At 58.7% G+C, this 21037-nt stretch carries 17 protein-coding genes; 9 read left to right on the top strand and 8 right to left on the bottom strand.

Annotated features, from left to right (window positions below):
- The first annotated feature begins 641 nt into the window (after window positions 1-641).
- From CD175_RS08850 to CD175_RS08840, 3 genes are all read left to right on the top strand, one after another.
- The gene (locus CD175_RS08850) at window positions 642-4454 is read left to right on the top strand and encodes a beta strand repeat-containing protein (protein WP_104448573.1); all 3813 of its coding nucleotides are present in this window, start codon (window positions 642-644) and stop codon (window positions 4452-4454) included.
- Window positions 4455-4676: 222 nt separating this feature from the next.
- Window positions 4677-5708, top strand: a complete 1032-nt coding sequence (locus tag CD175_RS08845) for an IS110 family RNA-guided transposase (protein WP_104448572.1) — start codon at window positions 4677-4679, stop codon at window positions 5706-5708.
- 581 nt (window positions 5709-6289) lie between these two features.
- Window positions 6290-6835 carry a DinB family protein gene (locus CD175_RS08840; RefSeq protein ID WP_104448571.1) on the top strand — a complete coding sequence of 182 codons (546 nt, stop codon included), beginning with the start codon at window positions 6290-6292 and terminating at the stop codon, window positions 6833-6835.
- Between the two features lie 137 nt (window positions 6836-6972).
- Here the strand turns inward: CD175_RS08840 and CD175_RS08835 are convergent, their stop codons facing one another.
- Both CD175_RS08835 and CD175_RS08830 read right to left on the bottom strand, forming a co-directional pair.
- Window positions 6973-7395, bottom strand: a complete 423-nt coding sequence (locus CD175_RS08835; RefSeq protein ID WP_104448570.1) for a bleomycin resistance protein — start codon at window positions 7393-7395, stop codon at window positions 6973-6975.
- Window positions 7396-7622: 227 nt separating this feature from the next.
- Window positions 7623-8024 carry a MerR family transcriptional regulator gene (locus CD175_RS08830; RefSeq protein WP_104448569.1) on the bottom strand — a complete coding sequence of 134 codons (402 nt, stop codon included), beginning with the start codon at window positions 8022-8024 and terminating at the stop codon, window positions 7623-7625.
- A gap of 74 nt (window positions 8025-8098) precedes the next feature.
- Here CD175_RS08830 and CD175_RS08825 point away from each other — a divergent pair, with 74 nt between their 5' ends.
- Window positions 8099-9178 (top strand): SDR family oxidoreductase, encoded by a 1080-nt coding sequence (locus CD175_RS08825; RefSeq protein ID WP_104448568.1) that lies wholly within the window; start codon window positions 8099-8101, stop codon window positions 9176-9178.
- A 167-nt stretch (window positions 9179-9345) separates the two neighbouring features.
- On the top strand, window positions 9346-10245 hold the full coding sequence (locus CD175_RS08815) for a DMT family transporter (protein WP_104448567.1): 900 nt from the start codon (window positions 9346-9348) through the stop codon (window positions 10243-10245).
- Between the two features lie 195 nt (window positions 10246-10440).
- Here CD175_RS08815 and CD175_RS08810 read toward each other — a convergent pair whose 3' ends face one another.
- Window positions 10441-11280, bottom strand: a complete 840-nt coding sequence (locus CD175_RS08810; protein WP_008002486.1) for a 5'-nucleotidase, lipoprotein e(P4) family — start codon at window positions 11278-11280, stop codon at window positions 10441-10443.
- A gap of 436 nt (window positions 11281-11716) precedes the next feature.
- On the opposite strand from CD175_RS08810, the gene CD175_RS08805 reads away from it, so the two are divergent.
- Genes CD175_RS08805 through CD175_RS08790 form a run of 4 tightly spaced genes read left to right on the top strand, consistent with a single transcriptional unit; the run spans window position 11717 to window position 15958 of the window.
- A complete protein-coding gene (locus CD175_RS08805) occupies window positions 11717-12868 on the top strand; it encodes an efflux RND transporter periplasmic adaptor subunit (RefSeq protein ID WP_104448566.1) in 1152 nt (383 codons plus the stop codon).
- Window positions 12865-13551 carry an ABC transporter ATP-binding protein gene (locus CD175_RS08800; protein ID WP_104448565.1) on the top strand — a complete coding sequence of 229 codons (687 nt, stop codon included), beginning with the start codon at window positions 12865-12867 and terminating at the stop codon, window positions 13549-13551. Before CD175_RS08805 ends, CD175_RS08800 begins: the two co-directional genes overlap by 4 nt.
- Window positions 13551-14762, top strand: coding sequence for an ABC transporter permease (locus CD175_RS08795; RefSeq protein ID WP_104448564.1), 1212 nt, complete (start codon window positions 13551-13553; stop codon window positions 14760-14762). The genes CD175_RS08800 and CD175_RS08795 overlap by 1 nt, the downstream gene beginning before the upstream one ends.
- Window positions 14762-15958, top strand: a complete 1197-nt coding sequence (locus tag CD175_RS08790) for an ABC transporter permease (protein WP_104448563.1) — start codon at window positions 14762-14764, stop codon at window positions 15956-15958. Before CD175_RS08795 ends, CD175_RS08790 begins: the two co-directional genes overlap by 1 nt.
- Before the next feature lie 326 nt (window positions 15959-16284).
- Here CD175_RS08790 and CD175_RS08785 read toward each other — a convergent pair whose 3' ends face one another.
- From CD175_RS08785 to CD175_RS08765, 5 genes are all read right to left on the bottom strand, one after another.
- Window positions 16285-16722, bottom strand: coding sequence for a GNAT family N-acetyltransferase (locus tag CD175_RS08785; RefSeq protein WP_205886325.1), 438 nt, complete (start codon window positions 16720-16722; stop codon window positions 16285-16287).
- A 431-nt stretch (window positions 16723-17153) separates the two neighbouring features.
- On the bottom strand, window positions 17154-17489 hold the full coding sequence (locus CD175_RS08780) for a GrlR family regulatory protein (protein ID WP_104448562.1): 336 nt from the start codon (window positions 17487-17489) through the stop codon (window positions 17154-17156).
- Window positions 17490-17894: 405 nt separating this feature from the next.
- A complete protein-coding gene (locus tag CD175_RS08775; RefSeq protein ID WP_104447599.1) occupies window positions 17895-18926 on the bottom strand; it encodes an IS110 family RNA-guided transposase in 1032 nt (343 codons plus the stop codon).
- 283 nt (window positions 18927-19209) lie between these two features.
- Complete coding sequence (puuE, locus tag CD175_RS08770; protein ID WP_104448561.1) at window positions 19210-20103, bottom strand: allantoinase PuuE; 894 nt, start codon at window positions 20101-20103, stop codon at window positions 19210-19212.
- Window positions 20103-20975, bottom strand: coding sequence for a GNAT family N-acetyltransferase (locus CD175_RS08765; RefSeq protein WP_104448560.1), 873 nt, complete (start codon window positions 20973-20975; stop codon window positions 20103-20105). The genes puuE and CD175_RS08765 overlap by 1 nt, the downstream gene beginning before the upstream one ends.
- Between the last annotated feature and the right edge of the window lie 62 nt (window positions 20976-21037).

Below are 21037 nucleotides of genomic sequence, written 5' to 3'. Positions count from 1 at the left end.
ATCCGTGTCTGATATCGACACGGGAACGCATTGTGTTCTCGTTGAAAACCAATTGGTCACTAAGCGGCCAAAGGTAATCATCTGGGGTCATTGGTTATTGATAACGTTGTAGGGCAGCATCAATTTGGCCGGTGGGCGAAGGTCGGCTTTTGGCCGTTTTCTGCCTGTCGCGAAGGGCCGCAGTCGACTGATGCAGTCATTCGTGATCGTCAAGCGGACCCCCTTGTTTCCCCCTGAATCCTTCTCGCATTTTGTCTGCGGGCTATGCCTTGCGTATGTCAAAAAGTAACGATCACTGTCGAGAGCTGGTGATGCCATCGGAGTCCATTTTGGAAAGTATGTCACCCACTGTTCTGTCCTGATCGGCTTGCCCACGTGATAGGAGGCGACGACCGGACAAGCGAAGTGGCAGATGGCTATATACAATGAGTGCCACTATCTGTGCGGCCGGGCAGTAGAAGGTTGCAAGCGGGCGGACAGCCCAGCCCAGCCCGGTTTGTCACCCGGTTCACCAGCGCAAGCACCTTGGCCATGAGTGAACTGAATGAAAATGAGTGCAGACCTACGTGGCCTCGACGAATTTCGATGAAATGCCCGGCGGCTTTACCTTGCCTGTTACTTGAATAAAGGAAAAATCCCACATGGCCGTGATATCAGGCACTACGAGCAACGATGTTCTATTGGGGACAAGTGAGGCCGAAAGCATTACCGGCCTGGCGGGGGACGACACCCTCGACGGCGGTGCGGGCCAGGATACGGCTATCTATACGGGCAACGCTGGCGACTATCGCTTTGGATGGAGCAACGGCCAACTGACGGTCACCGACCTGAATGTCGTTGATGGCGATGAGGGTACCGATTACCTGCGCAACATCGAGAGCCTGCAATTCGCCGACAGGATTCTGAGCGTCAAAGCGGGCGGTGAAAGCCGGGTCAGTACGATTATGACGATGACTCAGGACAATATCTCCATTACCGGGCTGGCCGACGGTGGATGGCTGGTGTCCCTAGAGTCCAGAGATCCAGTCAATGGGAACGATATTTTAATCCAACGCTACAGTGCAGCAGGCGAGAAGGTGGGCGATGAGATTGCTGTCGCCCCTTCGCAACACTCTCAGGGATATTCCGATATCGCTGGGTTGGCTGACGGTGGCTGGGTGGTTACCTGGTACACCTATCAGATGGTCGAAACTGGCGACATCTATGCCCGGCGGTTCAGCGCGGCTGGTGATCCCATGGGCGATCAATGGCGCGTCAATACCCACACGGCTGAAAGCCAGAACAGCCCGGCTGTTACAGCACTGGGTGATGGCGGTTGGCTGGTGGTATGGATGTCGCGGGACGTCGCTGGCAATAACTTCACGATCGAGGCCCAACGCTATAACGCAGCGGGCATCGCTGTGGGGGGCGAAACCCAGGTCAACACGACGACAGGGGATAATCAGATCGTACACTACAGCTCTGACGTGACAGCCCTGAAGGACGGTGGCTGGCTGGTGACCTGGCATGCGACTCACCCAGGCGAAAGCCGCTTCGATATCTATGCCCAGCGTTACGATGCAACCGGTAACAGGGTAGGCAGCGAAACGCAGGTAAACACCAATACGCTGAATGACCAGTACATTCCTGCGGTAACGGCCTTGAACGATGGTGGCTGGCTGGTGAGCTGGTCATCCTTCAGCGTAGCTGCCAATGGTAGCGATATTTACTTCCAGCGCTATGACGCCAATGGTCAGGCGGTCGGCGGTGAAACCCTCGTCATAACCAGCCCTCTCTATGCCACTCAGTCTCAGAGTTTCTCCGATGTAACGGCATTGGCTGATGGCGGCTGGGTGGTGACCTGGGAAGCGGGCGGCGAACAGGATGGCAGTGGGGTGGCTATCTATTCCCAGCGCTATAACGCAGCGGGCCAAACCGTCGGTGGCGAAACGCTGGTCAACACCACCACTGACGGTTCACAGGTTTCCGCCAAGGTCACGTCTCTGGAAGACGGCGGCTGGGCAGTGACCTGGATGTCTATAGGACAGTCCAGTCATGTTAATGACGGTATCCATGTCCAGCGCTTCAGTGCCGATGGAACCGCGGCACGGCTGGAGGTCAATGGCGGGAGCGGTGATGACACGCTGAACGGTCAGGGTAACATGTTGTTGGCTGGGGGCACTGGCAATGATACTTATGCTGTGGTCGATGACCTGCTTCAACTTCGTGAGGAGGTGGGCGCCGGCACTGACACGGTCAAGTCGGCTGTGAGCTGGGTGCTGGGGGCCAACCTGGAGAACCTGATACTGACAGGGGCTTCAGCGATCAATGGCACCGGTAACGGCCTCGCCAACACGCTGACCGGCAACGCCGCCGCCAATACGCTCAACGGCGGTGCCGGCGCCGATGTGATGATCGGCGGCCTGGGCAATGACATCTACTACGTCGACCATGCCAGCGACGTGGTTACCGAAACCTCCGCCAGCGGCGGCGTCGACACCGTCATTTCCAGCGTCAGCCGCACCCTCGGCAACTACCAGGAGAACCTGACCCTCACTGGCAGCGCGGCGCTCACAGGCACCGGTAACGATCTCGCCAACACGCTGACCGGTAACGCCGCCACCAACCACCTCTACGGCGGTGCCGGCAATGACTTTTTGAATGGCGGCGCAGGCGTCGACAGGATGACGGGGGATGATGGTTCCGACATCTACTACGTCGACAACGCGGCTGACGTCGTGGTTGAAACCAATGCCACGGCCAGCACCGGCGGCAGCGACACGGTCTACAGTTTTCTCAACGCCTACACCCTCGGTGCCAACGTCGAGAACGGGCGCGTCCTCGCCACCGGGATCGCCGGCCTGACGGGTAACGGCCTCGACAACACCCTCTATGCCGGGGTCGGCAACAACGTCCTCAATGGTGGCACTGGCGTCGACACCGCCTCCTACCTCTATGCCGGCAGCGCAATCACTGCCAGCCTGGCCGTGACCACAGCCCAGGCCACCGGCGGATCAGGCGCTGACACCCTGATCGCTATCGAAAACCTCACCGGCTCCAGCTACAACGACACGCTCACGGGCAACGCCGCCGCCAACCTGCTCAATGGTGGCGCTGGAAACGATACGCTCGACGGTGGCGCGGGCAATGACGTTCTGAATGGCGGCACTGGTTCCGACGGGATGACGGGCGGTGATGGCTCCGACATCTACTACGTCGACAACGCCAGCGACGTCGTGGTTGAAACCAATGCGACGGCCAGCACCGGCGGCAGCGACGTGGTCTACAGCTCTCTCGGCGCCTACACGCTCAGCGACAATGTCGAGAACGGTCGCCTCCTAGCCACCGGGGTCGCCGCCCTCACGGGTAACGGCCTCAACAACACCCTCTATGCCGAAATCGGCAACAACGTCCTCAATGGCGGCACCGGCGTCGATACGGTGTCCTACCTCTATGCCAGCAGTGCAGTCACCGTCAGCCTCGCCGTGACCACGGCCCAGGCCACCGGCGGCTCGGGCGCCGATACCCTGGTCGCCATCGAAAACCTCACCGGTTCCAACTACAACGACACGCTCACGGGCAACGCCGCGGCTAACTTGCTGAGCGGTGGCAGCGGTAACGATACGCTCGACGGTGGGGCGGGCAATGACGTTCTGGATGGCGGCGCAGGCGTTGACAGGATGACGGGCGGCGATGGGTCTGACCTTTACTACGTCGACAACGCTGGCGACGTAGTGATCGAAACCAATGCCACGGCCAGCACCGGCGGCAGCGACACGGTCTACAGTTTTCTCAGCGCCTACACCCTCGGTGCCAATGTCGAATATGGTCGGGTCCTCGCCACCGGGATCGCCACCCTGACGGGTAACGATCTCAACAACACCCTGTTTGCCGGGGCCGGCAACAATGTCCTCAATGGCAGTACCGGCGTCGACACGGCCTCCTACGTCTATGCCGGCAGCGCAGTCGCCGTCAGCCTGTCTGTGACCACGGCCCAGGCCACCGGTGGCTCAGGCTCCGACACCCTGATCGCCATCGAAAACCTCACGGGGTCCAACTATAACGACACGCTCACGGGCAACGCCGCCGCCAACCTGCTGAACGGTGGGGGCGGGAACGACATCCTGGTTGGCGGTATGGGCAAGGATGTTCTCACCGGCGGCGTCGGTAACGATATCTTCGATTTCAATGCCCTCGCTGAAACGGGGCTGACCAGCTCCACCTGGGACATCATCACCGACTTCACCCAGGGAGCCGACAAGATTGACCTGTCGACGCTCGATGCCAACACGGCGACGAACACCAATGAAGCCTTCAGCTCGATCATCGGCAGTAGCGCTGCCTTCAATGCGGCCGGACAGTTGAAAGTTGCAGGGGGCGTGCTCTACGGCAATACCGATGCCGATAGCGCCGCCGAATTCGCCATCCAGATAGTCGGTCTCAACAGCGCGACCACGGCGGACTTTATACTTTAACTCGCGGGGGGAAGCTCTGAATCTGGCATCTGGCAGGGTGGTGCATAGTGAATCACCCTTGATTTTCCAGACGTATCTGACTGTCTCTTTTTGGCCGATTTCTGCCGGTCACCAAAGGCAGAAAACGGCCAAAAGCAATGGGATGGACTCCTCCTCACCTCGGCATCTTGAGTGCCAGACTGAAGGTGCGAACCGCAGTCAACCGTGAGAAGGAGTCCACACATGAAGCTTATGCGCATTGGGGTCGACTTGGCCAAGAACGTGTTTCAGATCCACGGCGTGGATCGTCATGAGCAGCCAGTCTGGCGGCAGCGTCTGCCTCGCGATCGCTGGCTGCAAACGGTGCTGGAGAAGATCGAACCCGGCTGTGAGATCGGCATGGAAAGTTGCGGTGGTGCGCACCATTGGGCGCGGCAACTACAAGCACGCGGATTTCGGGTGAGGCTGATCGCGCCGCAGTTCGTCAAACCGTACGTCAAGAGCAACAAGAACGACGCCAACGATGCCGAGGCAATCTGCGAAGCGATGAGCCGCCCCAGCATGCGCTTCGTCGCCGTCAAGACCATCGAACAACAGGATATCCAGGCGACGCATCGCATCCGGGCCGGCTTAATCGAGCAGCGGACGGCCAAAGCCAATCAGATTCGTGGGCTGATCGCCGAGTACGGTCTCGTTGCGCCGAAGGAATTACTGATGCTGCGTCGCGCAATACCGTGCTGGCTAGAAGATGCAGATAACGGTTTGACGGCACGCTTTCGTCGTCTGCTGAATGGCTTGTGGGATGACCTGCGCGCACTTGATGAGCGCGTGAGCGAACTCGATGGCGAGATATCTGCGATCGCGGCAAGTGAGCCATCGGCCGTCCGTTTGCAACAACTGCGTGGCGTCGGCCCGATGATTGCCACTGCGCTAGTTGCTGCCATCGGTGATGCCAGTCAGTTTGCTAACGGCCGACAACTGGCCGCCTCGCTAGGGCTGACGCCAAAGCAACACAGCTCTGGCGGCAAGGATCGACTGCTTGACATCAGCAAACGTGGGGATGCTTATCTGCGAACGCTGATGATCCACGGTGCGCGGTCGGCACTGCGCACAGCCAAATCCAAAGACGATCGACTCAGCCAGTGGGCTGTCCGTTTAGCCGAGCGCTCACATCCCAACGTGGCCGCCATCGCACTGGCCAACAAAACTGCACGCATGGCTTGGGCGATGCTGCGCAATGGCACTGATTACCAACCGGGTCGGGCAGCGGCCTGATCCATTCATCCCGGGAGAAGCCCCACACACCACGATTGCGAAGCAACCCGAGCAATGGCAAACCGGTCGAACCGGCGTCGGCAAAACCCTTTAACGTCCAGGTGCGTAAAGCACGTAAAAGCGATTGGGAGCTGACGCGCGAATAGCCCATCATGGCCCTGCATCAAAACGATGCCGCAGTAAGAGGTCGAATATACGTGTGCAGTCGGCACGGGCGCCAAAGCGAAGGAGGCTTGCAACGAGGAGGAGTCCATATACGGACGTTCATGAGCGACGGCTTCCGACCCATAGCTGCCGGTGGAGACATGCAGAAAACGGCCCAAAAGCGGACATCGGGGTAGCGCAATTCAACGCACACCCACAGACTATTCATCAATCCATAACGCAGTTAAGGCAGTTTTTTGATGCCCTCACCACTCGACACGACCATTTCCATTCCCCTTTCGCCGGGCTACACGCATGCTCCAAGCGAGAGAGGCCACTCTGTTGCGCCACACTGAACACAACGAAGCCCAGTACTAGACGGGGCTTCAAGATGAGCGTGGACCGCTGATCAAATATTCACTCAAAGGATGAACACAATGAGCCGCACCGGCCATATCTGCTTGATGGCGACCTATAACGAGTGGATGAACGCAAAGATTTATGAGGCAGCCAAAAGCCTGCCAGATGAAGAGCTTTCAGTGAATAGAAAAGCATTCTTTGGTTCTATTCTCGGGACGTTGAACCACTTAGTGGCCGGGGACACTATCTGGCTCAAGCGATTCGCCGAGCACCCGGCGAACCACTTGGCTCTGGAGCCGATTCGGCAGCTTCCTGCCCCCAAAAGCCTTGACCAGTCAACATTCTCAAATATCCGAGAACTTTCGGCACATCGAGTGTGGCTCGACAGGATCATTATCGAGTGGTCTTGCTCCATTACAGAGGCGAATTTAGATCACACCCTCAATTACACAAGCATGACGGGAGTGCCCGCCGACAAGAACTTTTATGGTTTGGTCATGCATTTCTTCAACCACCAGACGCATCACCGTGGGCAAGCGACTACCTTATTTTCACAAGCGGGTGTCGACATAGGTAATACGGATCTGGTCGTCCTCATTCCATCCGAGCCCCGCGCACAGTAGAAATCCCAGCGCTGGAACAGGTTTTGTCACATCAGATCGGGTCGGCTAAACAGTGCAGCCATCCGGAATGGTTGTCGAACCCGAGTGACGGCAAATGACCCTAAACGGACGGTCGCCCTGGTCTGTGTTCAGATTGATCAAACCGGCCGCTCACCCAACCGCTCTACCAACCTCACGAGATAACCATCGGGATCCTGGACGATGAATTCGCGCTGGCCTACTTCTACATTGCTAGCCCGATACCAGGTGTCTTTGCATTCTCGATAGAGTTGAAATCCAGCCTGGCCAAGTTTTTGGATGATTGGTACTACGGCCATAACGTCAATCTGCAGGTTTATTCCTCTTCCAAACGGCTTGGTCAGGGGCGCAGTCAGCCATTGGCCTGCGTCCGGATCAACCTGCTCAAGCATTACTTGAGCACCGTTCAAGTCGAGGTAAGCGAATCCATCCTCTGGGCGTTGATAAGCTACTTCGAACCCTAGGCAAGACACCCAAAAAGCCTGACTGCTATCCAGGTCAGTGACCATTAACTCTGGAACCAGTTTGTTACGTTCAAACATGAGATGACTTCCATTTCAATAGGCTCATTCGCCAGGGGCGGGCAGTGTAAATACCTGATTCGCGGTAACAGTGTTCTGCTCTTCTGGCCCTGGTGCCACAGGAGATGATGGCGAGCATCATGATGCACGGTCGGGTGAGTATTATCGAGTCGCGTTGAATGGCGGCTCCTGGCCGGTTGCTGCCCTTCGTGACAGGCAGCAATCGACCCAAAGCAGACATCATGTGTCTAGCAAATCCGGAGCAATTCAGAGTTGTTCAGCTGCTGAAGCTCAAGTTGCTTGGCAGCACTGGCTTCGAGGTTTGCACGCTCTTGGTCCAGGTACCGATAAATGCTTTGGAAGTTGGCGATTTTCTGTTTGATTTCCGCCATCTTCTTTTCAATTAACTTGGCGCCGTCAGCACAATCGATCAGCTTGTTCCGCTGCGCATCCAGAATCTCGCCTATTTCCCCCAGGGAAAACCCCATGCTTTGCGCGCGCTGGATAAAGTCCAGATCCTGCAGCGTTTGCTCTGTGTAAACGCGATAGTTGTTGGTTTGCCGCAGCGGTGAGATCAGGCCGATTTGCTCGTAGTAACGCAGCGTATGGCGGCTGGCACCGCTGCGGGCCTCGAGTTCGCCGATTTTCATGAAAACACCGCTTGACTATAGAGTTGGGTCGATAGTTTACGCTTGATTTTTCACCTTAAACAAGGAGCAGGGAAATGAGCGTGGAGTGCTTTGTCACGGGGGGGACCGGCTTCATCGGTCAACATTTGGTGGCGTATCTGAGTGCAAAAGGGCACACCATTCGGGTGTTGATGCGTCGCCCAGAGCGACTAGCTGCACTGCGGGAGCAAGTCGACAATTTGGGAGGGTGTGCAACCCGGGTATTTGCCGTGGCTGGCGATCTGGAACGGGACAACCTCGGGCTGAGTCTTGTTGACCGAGAAGTTCTAAGGCACGCCAGAGTCATATTCCACCTGGGCGCCCACTTCGCATGGGGGCTTTCAGTGGAGCATTCTCGTGCGGTGAATGTGGAAGGGGCAAAGCGCGTGGCGCTGTTGGCGGCTGAGCAAAAAAGCCGGCTAGTGATGATCGGCGGCTACATGCTGAAAAATCATGAACATCTGCAACGCATCGGAATTGATCCTCGTTATCCGGAGCTGACGAATTGGCCTGCCGTCTACCGACATGTCGGTGGTTACGAGGGGAGCAAGCTGGAGGCGCATTTTGCGACCCTGGAGGTCATGTCCACCAAGGGCGGGGAGATTACCGTTGTCCACCCCGCGACGGTTTGTGGCCACAGCCGCACTGGGCATATCCTTGACGGTCAGCCGCTGGTGGAGCTGATACGCAACCTTGTGCAGAGAAAGCTGACTGCAGTGCCCGGTACCGCCGAGCACTGGCTGCCACTGGTCACCGTGGATTACCTGGTTGAGCTGGTGGCGGTTTGTGCTTTTGATCCTGCCATGGTGGGCCAGGAACTGCTGGCGCTTGATGACCAAACACCGAACTTGCGAGAACTCCTGGTACAGGTGGCACAACCTTTGGGCTTAAAGTCTCCCAAGCATTACATTTCACTCCGATTGCTGAAGTTGCTACTGAGTATTCCTCCCGTCGCGCGGTTTTTGAATACAAAAACCGAAGCCTTGGACTTTATCCAGACCACTCGTTTTGATACAGCGGCGGTCGAGCAATTTGCCAACAGGCATGGAATAGCCAAACCGGATATACGTCAGTCTTTGCAGCACACTGCAATGTTCGTCAACTCAAATTGCATAGCCAAGGGCCAGGCCCTCTGACTTCTCCCTTGGCGGCGACAAGAAGGCGAATAGCATCCTACTGGGCGATCCAGCTTATGCCACAATAAATACTGGGGTTGGTCGGATCTTCGTATCCTCAAACTTTGCGCCGTCGATGTAGGGCGGCATTCTATCGAACGACAATTCAGCGACAGGGATCGTCATCAATGCAATCTACTTTCAGCAAAGGCGTCATATTTGCACTCTCCGCTGCGGCACTGAACGCAACGATCGGTGTACTCAGCAAAATACTCATGAGTAATGGTTTCACCGCTAGCAGTGTCGCTGTCATCAAGACCGTACTGGGATGCGTGCTGCTCTCGATCTTATTATTTGTCCTCAAGCGCCCGGCGGCGTCGACCAAATGGACTCAGGCGGCTATCTGCGCATTCCTTGGCATCTTTGTGCTGTTCCATTTCGAAACGTCCGCCTATCGACACTACGCTGCGGCAGGTGTGGTGGTGGTGCTGATGGCCAGTGCCTCAATTTCCTCGATCATTCTGGGGCGCATTTTCCTCAAGGATGCCATCACCGCGAACGCTACCGTTGGCGCCGCACTGGCTATCGCCGGGATCTCGGTGATCTTCGGCGGCGACCTGCAGCAAGGCTTTACCTTGCAAGGTGCTGCGCTCGCCTCCATGGCCGGCTGTGGCTATGGGGCCTTTTCGGTTGCCATGAAGCGTATGGGTGTGTCGGGGGGACTGCACTTCACCCGACAATTGTTGTTCTTTGGCAGCCTGTACCTTTTGATGCCGGCTGCGGCCGATGGTTTCGCGATAGGTGAGCTGTCACCGCTGGCGATCGTCGTGCTGCTGGCGCTGGCCACGCTGCCGACAATCCTGGGCTTCTTCTGCACCACCAAGGCCATCGAGTATCTCAAGCCATCCCAGGTGCAAGCGCTGGAGCTGACCGAGCCACTGTTCGCCGCGCTGCTGGCGTTTGTGGCACTCAATGAAGTACCACGCGAAAGCCTGTACGCGGGAGCGGCACTGATCATCGTCGGCCTGTGTTTCTCCAATGAACTCATCCGCTTGGGCAGCAAAACATCCGTCCCTTCGACCGAGTGAGCTATTTTCGGATCCTGATGACTTTAGCAATCAGTGGTTTTTAAGTGTTTTGAGCGACTGAGCGCTTCTGGCCGTTTTCTGCCTATCCCGACGGACACACACAGCCACTCAAAGCTGCCTGTCTGAAATCGTCATTGAGACTTCAGGGGGGAACGATGGTTGCCACCCCCTAAAACCTGCTGCCACCCAGCCTTGTTATTGCTTAAGCTGCCAAGCTGTAGTGCTGGCAGCTGCCTTGAACTTCGCACGGTTTTCCGGTGTGGCCGGTGGTTCTGAATCGCCAAAAATGGCTTTGAGCCAGTGGCCATCGGTAGGGTTCGGAAAGATGATGAACTTGCGGCCAAACTGCTCCTTGTCTTCAGTCATAAGGCTATTACGTTGTTTAACGTCAGCGACGTAATACTTGCGCTTAAAGTCGTTGAGGTTATCACCCAGCATCACCACCACATCGTAATCCTTGGCGATCTCTGATTGGCGTGGTTCCTTGTTGGAGCTGTCGCGATAAACCGTCAGGTGTTTATCATCGGCAAATGGAAGATTGTTTTTCCGAAGATTCGCCAATGCGTATTCAAAGGTTTTTTCGCCTTGGTCACGGCTGGTCACGTAAAAAACCTCCACACCCTTCGATTGTGCATAGCTCAAGAAATCCACCGCGCCAGGCGTGGCAACCGGGCCATTGTCAGCCACCCATCTATCCCATGCTGCATCGTCGAAAAACTCTTTGTTGGCATTGATCATATAGCCCCAATAGCTGTTGCTACTGAGCACTGTATCGTCGACATCGCTGATGATAGCTAAGGGTCGGTCACCCGCTTTGTGAGCCTGGAGGGCTCGATCCAGTTGCATTCTTGCTACGTTGAACCCTTGATAATAAAGCGCTTCAAACTCGGCGGCTGTTTGCTTCCAGGCGACGGCTGCGGTTAAAAGATTTGAAGGCGGGTTGGCGACTTCCTCGGCAAAGGTGGGAGCACCGTGAAGCATCATTAGAGAGAGGAGCAAGGGGGAGAGCAGGTTTTTGTTTGTTTTTATTTTCATATTCGAGCCCTTGGAACGCGTATTGAACCACTTCGGAAAATGCTGCCAGGGTGTTCTATATCAGCCCGTGTTTGAGCTCAACGCCGGTGTCGCATTTCTAGATTAATCGGGCGTAATTCTTGTCATTATTCTGTAATAAAGTCGCAATGAGCCGAATCGCCACCCATTTCAGTTGACTTGCGAGTGACCGCTTGAAGAGATTCGGGTATGGGCAAGGCGTGGCACAGTTTCCGGAGAAATTTCGACGTCGTAGCGTTTGCCGTGGCAAGGAATTTTATTGAGTTGGCATGGCTTGGGATTAGCCGTTGCGAGAGAAATAAATCTCATTCGCCATTTATCTGACACTCGTCTGAAAATCGTCGGATAAATGACGTTTTGCGTTGTTCTTTTAACCTCCTGACCTAGGCTCAAGCCATGTGGGGAGGAGGTGAAGTCCATGCGCAAATTATTGATTGCCTCGTCGATGCTGGCTTGTCTGGTGGTGCTGGGCGGCTGGTTGAGTCGACCACAGCCGTTGCCGGTCAGGCTGCTGGGGGTTGAGCGGGGGCCGGTGGAGACGCTGGTGGCCAACACCCGCGCGGGTACGCTGAAGTCCTGTCGGCGCTCGCATCTTTCCTTCAATGTCGGCGGCCAGGTTGCCGAGTTGCTGATCGCCGAGGGCCAGCGGGTCCAGGCGGGTCAGGTGCTCATGCGCTTGCGGCAGGACGAGCAGCAGGCCCGGTTGCAGGAGGCCGAGGCGCGGCTGGAGGCCCAACGCAACGCCCGCGAACAGCGCTGCCAGCAGGCTCATCTGGACCGGCGCGACCTCGATCGCCTGGGCCAGTTGGCCGATCGCAAGCTGGTTGCCGCCGATCGCCTCGATCAGGCCGAGACCAAGGCTCACTTGGCGAAGCTGATGTGCAATGCCAGTGACGTGCTGATCCGCGAGGCCGACGCCAGCCTGCAGTTGCAGCGTTCACTGCTGGAGCAGACGACCCTGCGTGCGCCATTCGCCGGCATAGTCGCAGAAATCAACGGCGAACTTGGCGAGTTCGTCACCCCTTCGCCACCGGGTATTCCCACGCCGCCGGCGGTCGACCTGATCGACGACAGCTGCCTGTATGTCGAGGCGCCGATCGATGAAGTGGACGCTGCCCGGGTTCACCCCGGAACCGCGGTGCGGATCACCCTGGATGCCTTCCGTGGCCAGCAATTCGCTGGCCGCGTCAGCCGCATCGCGCCCTATGTGCGTGAACTGGAGAAGCAGGCGCGCACCGTCGATGTCGAGGTGCGTTTCGACCAGCCGCCGGCCGATCTGGTCCTGCTCACCGGCTATAGCGCCGATGTCGAGATCCTCCTGGAGCAGCGCGAACGTGCTTTGCGCATCCCCACCGAGACCCTGCTGGAGGGGCAGCGCGTGCTGCGCTATGACCCGAGCGCCCGGGTGTTGCGCGAGGTGGAGGTGCAAACCGGGTTGAGCAATTGGCGCTGGACCGAGGTGCTCGCAGGGCTGGACGAGAACGCGCGCATAGTCGCCAGCCTCGAGCAGGAAGGGCTCAAGGACACCGTGGCGGTGATCCCGGTGGATGCGGCGGAGACCAAGCAATGATCCGCCTGCGCGGCGGCAGCCGCACCTTCCAGTTGGGCGAGCAGCAGGTGATGGGGCTGGACGGCCTGGATCTGGACATCGCCGCCGGTGACTACATGGCGGTGATGGGCCCGTCAGGCTCGGGCAAGTCGACCCTGCTGAACATCCTCGGTTTGCTCGATGCGCCGAGCGCCGGCGAATACTGGCTGCAGGGCGAGGCCACGGCGACGCTGAGCGAGGCGCGGCGCGCCCAATTGCGCAGCCAACTGATAGGTTTCGTGTTCCAGTCCTACCACCTGATCGCACGGCTGACGGTGCTGGAAAACATCGAGCTGCCGATGGTCCTCGCCGGCATCGGCGCGGCGCAACGGCACAAGCGCAGCAGCCAATTGGTGGAGCGCCTGGGGCTGGGCGATCGCATTGCCCACCGCCCGGGCGAGCTGTCCGGCGGTCAGCGCCAGCGCGTCGCCATTGCCCGGGCGATGGTCATGCAACCGGCGCTGTTGTTGGCCGACGAGCCCACCGGCAATCTCGATAGCCAGGCCGGCGCCGAAGTCTTCAGCCTGCTGGAGGAGCTCAACGACGAGGGGCTGACCCTGATAGTGGTGACTCACGACGCCAGCCTGGGCGCCCGCGCGCAGCGCCAGTTGCACATGCGTGACGGGCGGATCCACAGTGCTGCGTCGCAGCAGGCGCTGGCCTGATGCGTGCCGCCGATGCCCTGGCCTTCTGGCTCGGTGCCTTGCGTGGGCATCGCTCGCGCAGCCTGATGCTGCTGCTGGCCATCGCTATCGGAGTGGTGGCGGTCAATCTGCTCACCGGTCTCGGTGCGGGCGCGCGGGCCTTCGTCCTGAACGAGTTCTCGCTGCTCGGGCGCGACATCCTGATCGTTTTCCCGGGCCGCAAGGAAACCACGGGGCGCATACCGCCGCTCACCGGCCTGACGCCGCACGAGTTGACCTTGCAGGACGTCCAGGCCATCACCCGGTTGCCGGGCATCCGCCGGGTGGCGCCGATGCAGGCCGGGCAGATGGAGGTGATAGTCGGTAACCGCAATCGTGAGGTGCTGACCCTGGGCACCACACGGGACTTCTTCGCCATTCGCCAACTGACGGTCGTCCAGGGCCAGCCCCTGCCGGCGTTGGACCCTGAGCAGGGCGAGGCCGTCTGCGTGATCGGCGGCAAACTCCGGCGCGAACTATTCGGTACGCGCCCGGCCTTGGGTGAATGGTTGCGCGCCGGCGACCGGCGCTTCCGGGTGGTCGGTATCCTCGATGAGCGGGGCGAATCCCTGGGGATGGATTTCGCCGAAATGTTGATCATTCCGGTGGCCAGTGCCCAGGCCTTGTTCAATCGCGAGGGGTTGTTGCGGGTGTTTGTCGAGGTGCGTGGGCCGAGCTTTCTCGACCGCAGCAAGCGACTGATACTCGCCGCGCTCAAGGAGCGCCACGAGGGTGAGGAAGACATCACCCTGATCAGCCAGGACAGCCTGCTCAGCGCCTTCGACGAGATACTCACGGTGCTGACCCTGGCGGTGGCCGGGATTGCCGCGATCAGCCTGCTGGTGGCAGGCATCCTGATCATGAACGTGACCTGGATTGCGGTGAGCCAGCGCAGCGCCGAGATCGGCTTGCTCAAAGCCATAGGTGTGACGGCGGCGCAGTTGCGCCTGCTGTTCCTCGGCGAAGCGGCGCTGCTCGCCCTGGCGGGGGCGCTGGCGGGGTTACTTCTCGCCGAAACCTTGCTCTGGCTGGGGCGCCTGGCGTTCGATCTGCCGCTCTATGCACCCTGGTGGGCGCGGGTTAGCGCGGTGCTGCTGGCACTCGGCACGGCGCTGCTGTTCGCCTGGCTGCCGGCCGCTCGGGCCTCGGCGCTGGAGCCGGTGGCGGCGCTACGCCCGCCGGGAGCGCACTGATGCGCTGGCAAGATGGTTTCCGGCTGACCAGCTCGGCGCTGACCTGTCGACCTTTGCGCAGCCTGCTGACCCTGCTCGGGGTAGCGATCGGGATAGCCGCCGTGGTGTTGCTCACGGCCATAGGCGAAGGCGTGCGCGGCTACGTGCTGGAGAATTTCGCGCAGTTTGGTACGCGGATTATCACCGTGCGCCCGGGCAAGACCCAGACCAGCGGCCTCGGCGGTCTGCTCGGCAGCGTACGGCCACTGACCATCAGTGATACCGACGCCCTGCGGCGCTTGCCGCATGTCGAGGCGGCGGTGCCGATCATTCCGGGCAGCGGGGATATCCAGTTCGGTGAACTGAGCCGGCGCAGCGACATTCTCGGTGGCGGCCATCAGCTGGCGCAGGCCTGGCGCATGCAACTGAGCCTGGGCGAGTTCCTGCCCGTGGCCCGTGACGGTCGTTCGCCGCCCTATGTGGTGCTCGGCCATCAGCTGCGTGTCGAGCTGTTCGGTGCACGCAATCCGCTGGGCGAGCTGGTCCGCGTCGGCGGCGTGCGTTTCCGGGTGATCGGCGTGATGGCGCAGAAGGGCCAGTTGCTCGGCTTCAACCTCGACGATATCGCCTACATCCCGGTGGATTGGGCCGAAAGCCTGTTCAACCGCACCGGGGTGGTCAAAGTCCATGTGGTGTTCGGCGCCGGCACCACTTCGCGGGTGTTGAGTCAGCAGATTCGCCAGGTGCTCGGCGAACGGCACGGCGAGGAGGACTTCAGCCTGAGCACCCAGGACGACATGCTGCGCAGCTTCAACCGCGTTCTCGGCACCCTGAGCCTGGCCATTGGTGCCTTGGGGGGCATTTCCCTGTTGGTCGGCGCCGTCGGCATTCTCACCATCATGACGACCACTGTGGGCGAGCGCACGGCGGAAATCGGCCTGTTGCGGGCGATTGGTGCCAGTCCGCGGCAGGTGCTCGGGCTGTTTCTCGCCGAAGCGACGCTGCTGTCCCTGACCGGTGGTCTGCTGGGTCTGCTGTTGATGGGCCTGCTGCTCGGGCTACTGCACCTGGCCATGCCGAGCCTGCCCTTGGCGCTGCAGCCGCTGTTTCTGCTGCTGGCACTGCTGCTGGCGGCGGTGCTCGGCATTCTCGCCGGCCTGGCGCCGGCACTGCGGGCGGCCCGCCTGCATCCGGTGGCGGCTCTGCGCAGTGAATAGCGGCCAGGCCCATGAGCCTGACGGGCTGGCTGTACGCTGCGTGACGATAACGAAAACGCCGGCGCTGGGTCGGTGATTTTAATGGGGTGGTGGCGGCAAAAACTGAGTGCAAAACTCCGGCAGCAAGTCCTCGGAATTCAGAGTGTCCATATGAAGATACATTCCTACGGGTTTACGTTGATCAATGTTTCGAGTGATCGCTTAGGGTCGGTTGAGACCTGTAACGAAGGGCTGCAACCGACCCAATGCGGACGCAGACCAGCATTTGGTTAAGGGGCGGGCTTTAGCCCGTGCCAGTGAGCGACGCGAACGGTTTGAACCAGTTGTTATGCATGTTTTACTAGCCGTTTCTTTAAATGATACAGGTTAGTCCCGATTGGTCGATCCTCAAGAACACCATAAATCTCATACCCATGCCGCTCATAGAACTGTTTAGCATCAACGGTTTTTAAGAATGCAACTACTGCACCATTGTTGGCGCCAATCGTTTCTGCTTTTTCCAATAGCATAGAGCCTATTTTTTTACCGCGATGAGATTCCTTAACCCAAAAGGTGTCAATTTCTAAGCCATCCCAGTAACAATTACAGCTTATTGCACCGATGTAGTCGCCTACTTCATCGTGTGCAACCACCATAAATATTTTATCTTCCGATTCTGGCGGTAGATCTGGATATTGGATTCGAAGATATTCTGAAAACCTATTATTCAGAACTCCTTGATCCTTTTCCGTTGGAGAATCCAATATATCAATCTTGATTTCCACTTTATTGCTCCTATCATTCAATTTTGAGGTGCCGTACGGCTTTTGGCATGATAATTAATTTTGCGGTATGCGATGTCGCATAACTTTCCATGTTCATGCGTAATCCCTTAAGCAATAAAAAATCGAGTCTGTAAACGCAGCATCAAGAAGGGGGAAAACGGCATATTTTTTTGCACATTAATGAAGTATTAGCTGCGTGTCCATGGTCTGTTTTTGGCCGATAAATGCCCATCGTGATGGGTAGCACTGGACCCGTACCATCGTCGCGCCTGACTGAATCGCTTGTGGTGCCACCGTCCGTTGTGGGCCGATAGAAATGTTAATCAAAAGCAGAAGGTTGCGGCATGGCTCAGGTAGATTGCACAAATAGGGGGAAAATAAAAAAAGGAGCTGCCTTTTATCAATAACGGCAGCCCCCCCAGTATCCAAAACTATATGGCGTCTTGGATTTTTTTTCCTTTCAGTTGGATGGTCAGGTGAGGGGCTCCGACTACAGATCCCTGAAGTTCGAGAGTTCCAGTTTCATAGTTGACGAGACCCTTCGCGTCAAGGGTGTAGTTGTCAACCCCAACCACATTTGTATTCCCGTCGCGCCACTTTCTCACAGTGAATTTTGACTCAAACGAGCCCGAGACTGTAGGGACTTGCCCTTGATAAAGGTAGTGAGGATCCCCGCCATTTGCTGTGCCATCTTTCACAACCACCAAACCGTCACCGTAGTCACCGGTGCTTGCGCGAAAGTCAACGTGAAAAATTCCATTCGTCATTATGAGGCTCCAGCAAGTTTAGGATCTCTGAGCGTAGTCGCTGGATGATGAGCAGTAGAGGGCATTTGTAACAATGTGCATTGCCCCTTTTTTGCTAGCCGCATCCGCCTGAATGTTATTGTGAGATAGCAGTCAGGCGGAGCGTCCGTATATGGACTCCTCCTCGTTGCAAGCCTCCTTCGCTTTGGCGCCCGTGCCGACTGCACACGTATATTCGACCTCTTACTGCGGCATCGTTTTGATGCAGGGCCATGATGGGCTATTCGCGCGTCAGCTCCCAATCGCTTTTACGTGCTTTACGCACCTGGACGTTAAAGGGTTTTGCCGACGCCGGTTCGACCGGTTTGCCATTGCTCGGGTTGCTTCGCAATCGTGGTGTGTGGGGCTTCTCCCGGGATGAATGGATCAGGCCGCTGCCCGACCCGGTTGGTAATCAGTGCCATTGCGCAGCATCGCCCAAGCCATGCGTGCAGTTTTGTTGGCCAGTGCGATGGCGGCCACGTTGGGATGTGAGCGCTCGGCTAAACGGACAGCCCATTGGCTGAGTCGATCGTCTTTGGATTTGGCTGTGCGCAGTGCCGACCGCGCACCGTGGATCATCAGCGTTCGCAGATAAGCATCCCCACGTTTGCTGATGCCAAGCAGTCGATCCTTGCCGCCAGAGCTGTGTTGCTTTGGCGTCAGCCCTAGCGAGGCGGCCAGTTGTCGGCCGTTAGCAAACTGACTGGCATCACCGATGGCAGCAACTAGCGCAGTGGCAATCATCGGGCCGACGCCACGCAGTTGTTGCAAACGGACGGCCGATGGCTCACTTGCCGCGATCGCAGATATCTCGCCATCGAGTTCGCTCACGCGCTCATCAAGTGCGCGCAGGTCATCCCACAAGCCATTCAGCAGACGACGAAAGCGTGCCGTCAAACCGTTATCTGCATCTTCTAGCCAGCACGGTATTGCGCGACGCAGCATCAGTAATTCCTTCGGCGCAACGAGACCGTACTCGGCGATCAGCCCACGAATCTGATTGGCTTTGGCCGTCCGCTGCTCGATTAAGCCGGCCCGGATGCGATGCGTCGCCTGGATATCCTGTTGTTCGATGGTCTTGACGGCGACGAAGCGCATGCTGGGGCGGCTCATCGCTTCGCAGATTGCCTCGGCATCGTTGGCGTCGTTCTTGTTGCTCTTGACGTACGGTTTGACGAACTGCGGCGCGATCAGCCTCACCCGAAATCCGCGTGCTTGTAGTTGCCGCGCCCAATGGTGCGCACCACCGCAACTTTCCATGCCGATCTCACAGCCGGGTTCGATCTTCTCCAGCACCGTTTGCAGCCAGCGATCGCGAGGCAGACGCTGCCGCCAGACTGGCTGCTCATGACGATCCACGCCGTGGATCTGAAACACGTTCTTGGCCAAGTCGACCCCAATGCGCATAAGCTTCATGTGTGGACTCCTTCTCACGGTTGACTGCGGTTCGCACCTTCAGTCTGGCACTCAAGATGCCGAGGTGAGGAGGAGTCCATCCCATTGCTTTTGGCTGTGGATTCAACCGGTCGCCACCATCAGCTTTGGGTCGGTTTCTGCCTTCCATGATCGGCTGAAACCGACCCAAAACGCACATCAGTGGCAGGCAACGTCTCGGCGATGTTCAAGGCGGAGCAGGGCGCCTGATACAGCACGGGTGATTTTGATTAGCCAGCGTGGCTCAGCCCGTTCCGAACCCCACTCAGGCGGGGAACCGGGCGATCCAGTGCCTGGCAATCTCTTCGCGCCGGCAGATCCACACCGCGTCGTGGCCTTGCACGTAATCGAGAAAGCGCGCCAGCGCCATCGCACGACCAGGGTGGCCGCTGATCCGCCCGTGCAGGCCGACGCTCATCATCTTCGGGTGTTGCGCGCCTTCCTGCCACAGTTGGTCGAACGCATCCTTGAGCAGCCGGAAGAAGTCTTCACCGCAGGCGAAACCGTTCGGCAGCAGATAGCGGGCGTCGTTGTTGACCAGTGTGTAGGGGATCACCAGGTGGGCGGGCGTGCCCGGGAGCCAGTAGGGCAGGTCATCGTTGTAGGCGTCCGAGCTGTAGAGAAACCCGCCTTCCTCACGCAACAGGCGACGGGTGTTCTGGCTGACCCTTCCTGTGTACCAACCGACGGGGCGTTTACCGCAGGCCTGCTCGATCACGTCGAGGGTGAGGCGTATATGGCGCCGTTCCTGGTCTTCAGGCATGTCGCGATAGTCCAGCCAACGGTAGCCATGTCCGGCAATCTCATGCCCGGCCGCGCAGAGCGCCTGGCCGATCGCCGGGGTGAGTTCCAGTGCCCGGCCGACGGCGAAGGCGGTCAGCGGCAGGCCTCGGGCGCGGAACAGTTCCAGAATGCGCCACACACCTGCGCGCGATCCGTATTCGTACATGCCCTCGACGCTCAAGTCCGGCTCCCCCACACGCGGCGGGCGGCCCGGTAGCTCGTGAAGCCAGGCCTCCGACTGGGGATCGCCATTGAGGAGGCAGGATTCCGCACCTTCTTCGATATTGAGTACGAACTGCACCGCGACGCGCGCCTCACCGGGCCATCGCGGGTGGGGTGGGTGGCCGCCATAACCGATGAGGTCGCGGGCGGACATCAGCCCAGCTCGAAGGTGGTGACGCCGAACACACGTTCGTGCGCGATCGCCGGAGGAGGGCCGAGGTACATGCGTGCGCAGCCGAACACCTCCGTCATGCCCTGTTGGTGCACGAGCGCCATCGCGGCAGGGTTGTTCTCCGGGGCGTCGAGAAACAGCGGGCCACCCTGCGCAAATTCCGCCAGGCGCGCGTAGAGGGCATTGGCCGCCAGGGCGTCATCGGCGAACAAGGGGCCGATCTTGCAGCCTTCCCGGCAGCGCCTTATTACGCCATAGCCGCTCAGCCTGCCTTCGCGCCGACAACCCACGGCGAGTGCATCGGCCTGGGTTATCCACCCGCTCAGGAAGGTTGCGCGCGGGGCGGGGAAGCAGGTGCGGTCGTAATCGACCACCTGATCGAACGGGAAGGCGGCCAACGGGACGATGTCCTGGTCGTCTGCCTGCGAGGTCGTCGGGCGCTCGGTGATCTCGGCACGAAAACGCAGGTTGCGATGGGAGAAGACGAAGCCACCCTTGGCGTAGTAGTCCTGCATCGCGAAGACGCCGTCCATGCCGATGCTCACGCCCGGGCGCAGGCGGGCGAGGAGTCGCTCGCGGCGTGCGTGCCAGAGGGTATTGCCCAAGCCCTGGCTGCGATACTCAGGCCGGACGATGAAAAAACCCATGAAACCGAATTCGCCATGGTAGGAGGTGATGGCGCCGCCGCCGATCAATTCGCCGTCCCGGGACGCCGCGATGAAGGCGGCAGGGTCCGTGGCCCAGAACAGCTCGGCATCGTGAAGGCCGGGATTCCAACCCTCACGGGCAGCCCACTCGACGAGTTCGTCCAGCTCGGGACGGGTCATGTTGCGTATGACCAACTGATTCGACACCGTGAAATGCTCCTCAGACGCTAATCGAGCGTGTGGTCCATCCCCGCCCGGAACCCTTTCGG

This window comes from Pseudomonas laurylsulfatiphila (genome assembly GCF_002934665.1).
GTDB classification, from domain to species: domain Bacteria; phylum Pseudomonadota; class Gammaproteobacteria; order Pseudomonadales; family Pseudomonadaceae; genus Aquipseudomonas; species Aquipseudomonas laurylsulfatiphila.
Note: the sequence above shows the minus strand (reverse complement) of the source record. Positions and strands in the feature narration are given on the sequence as shown.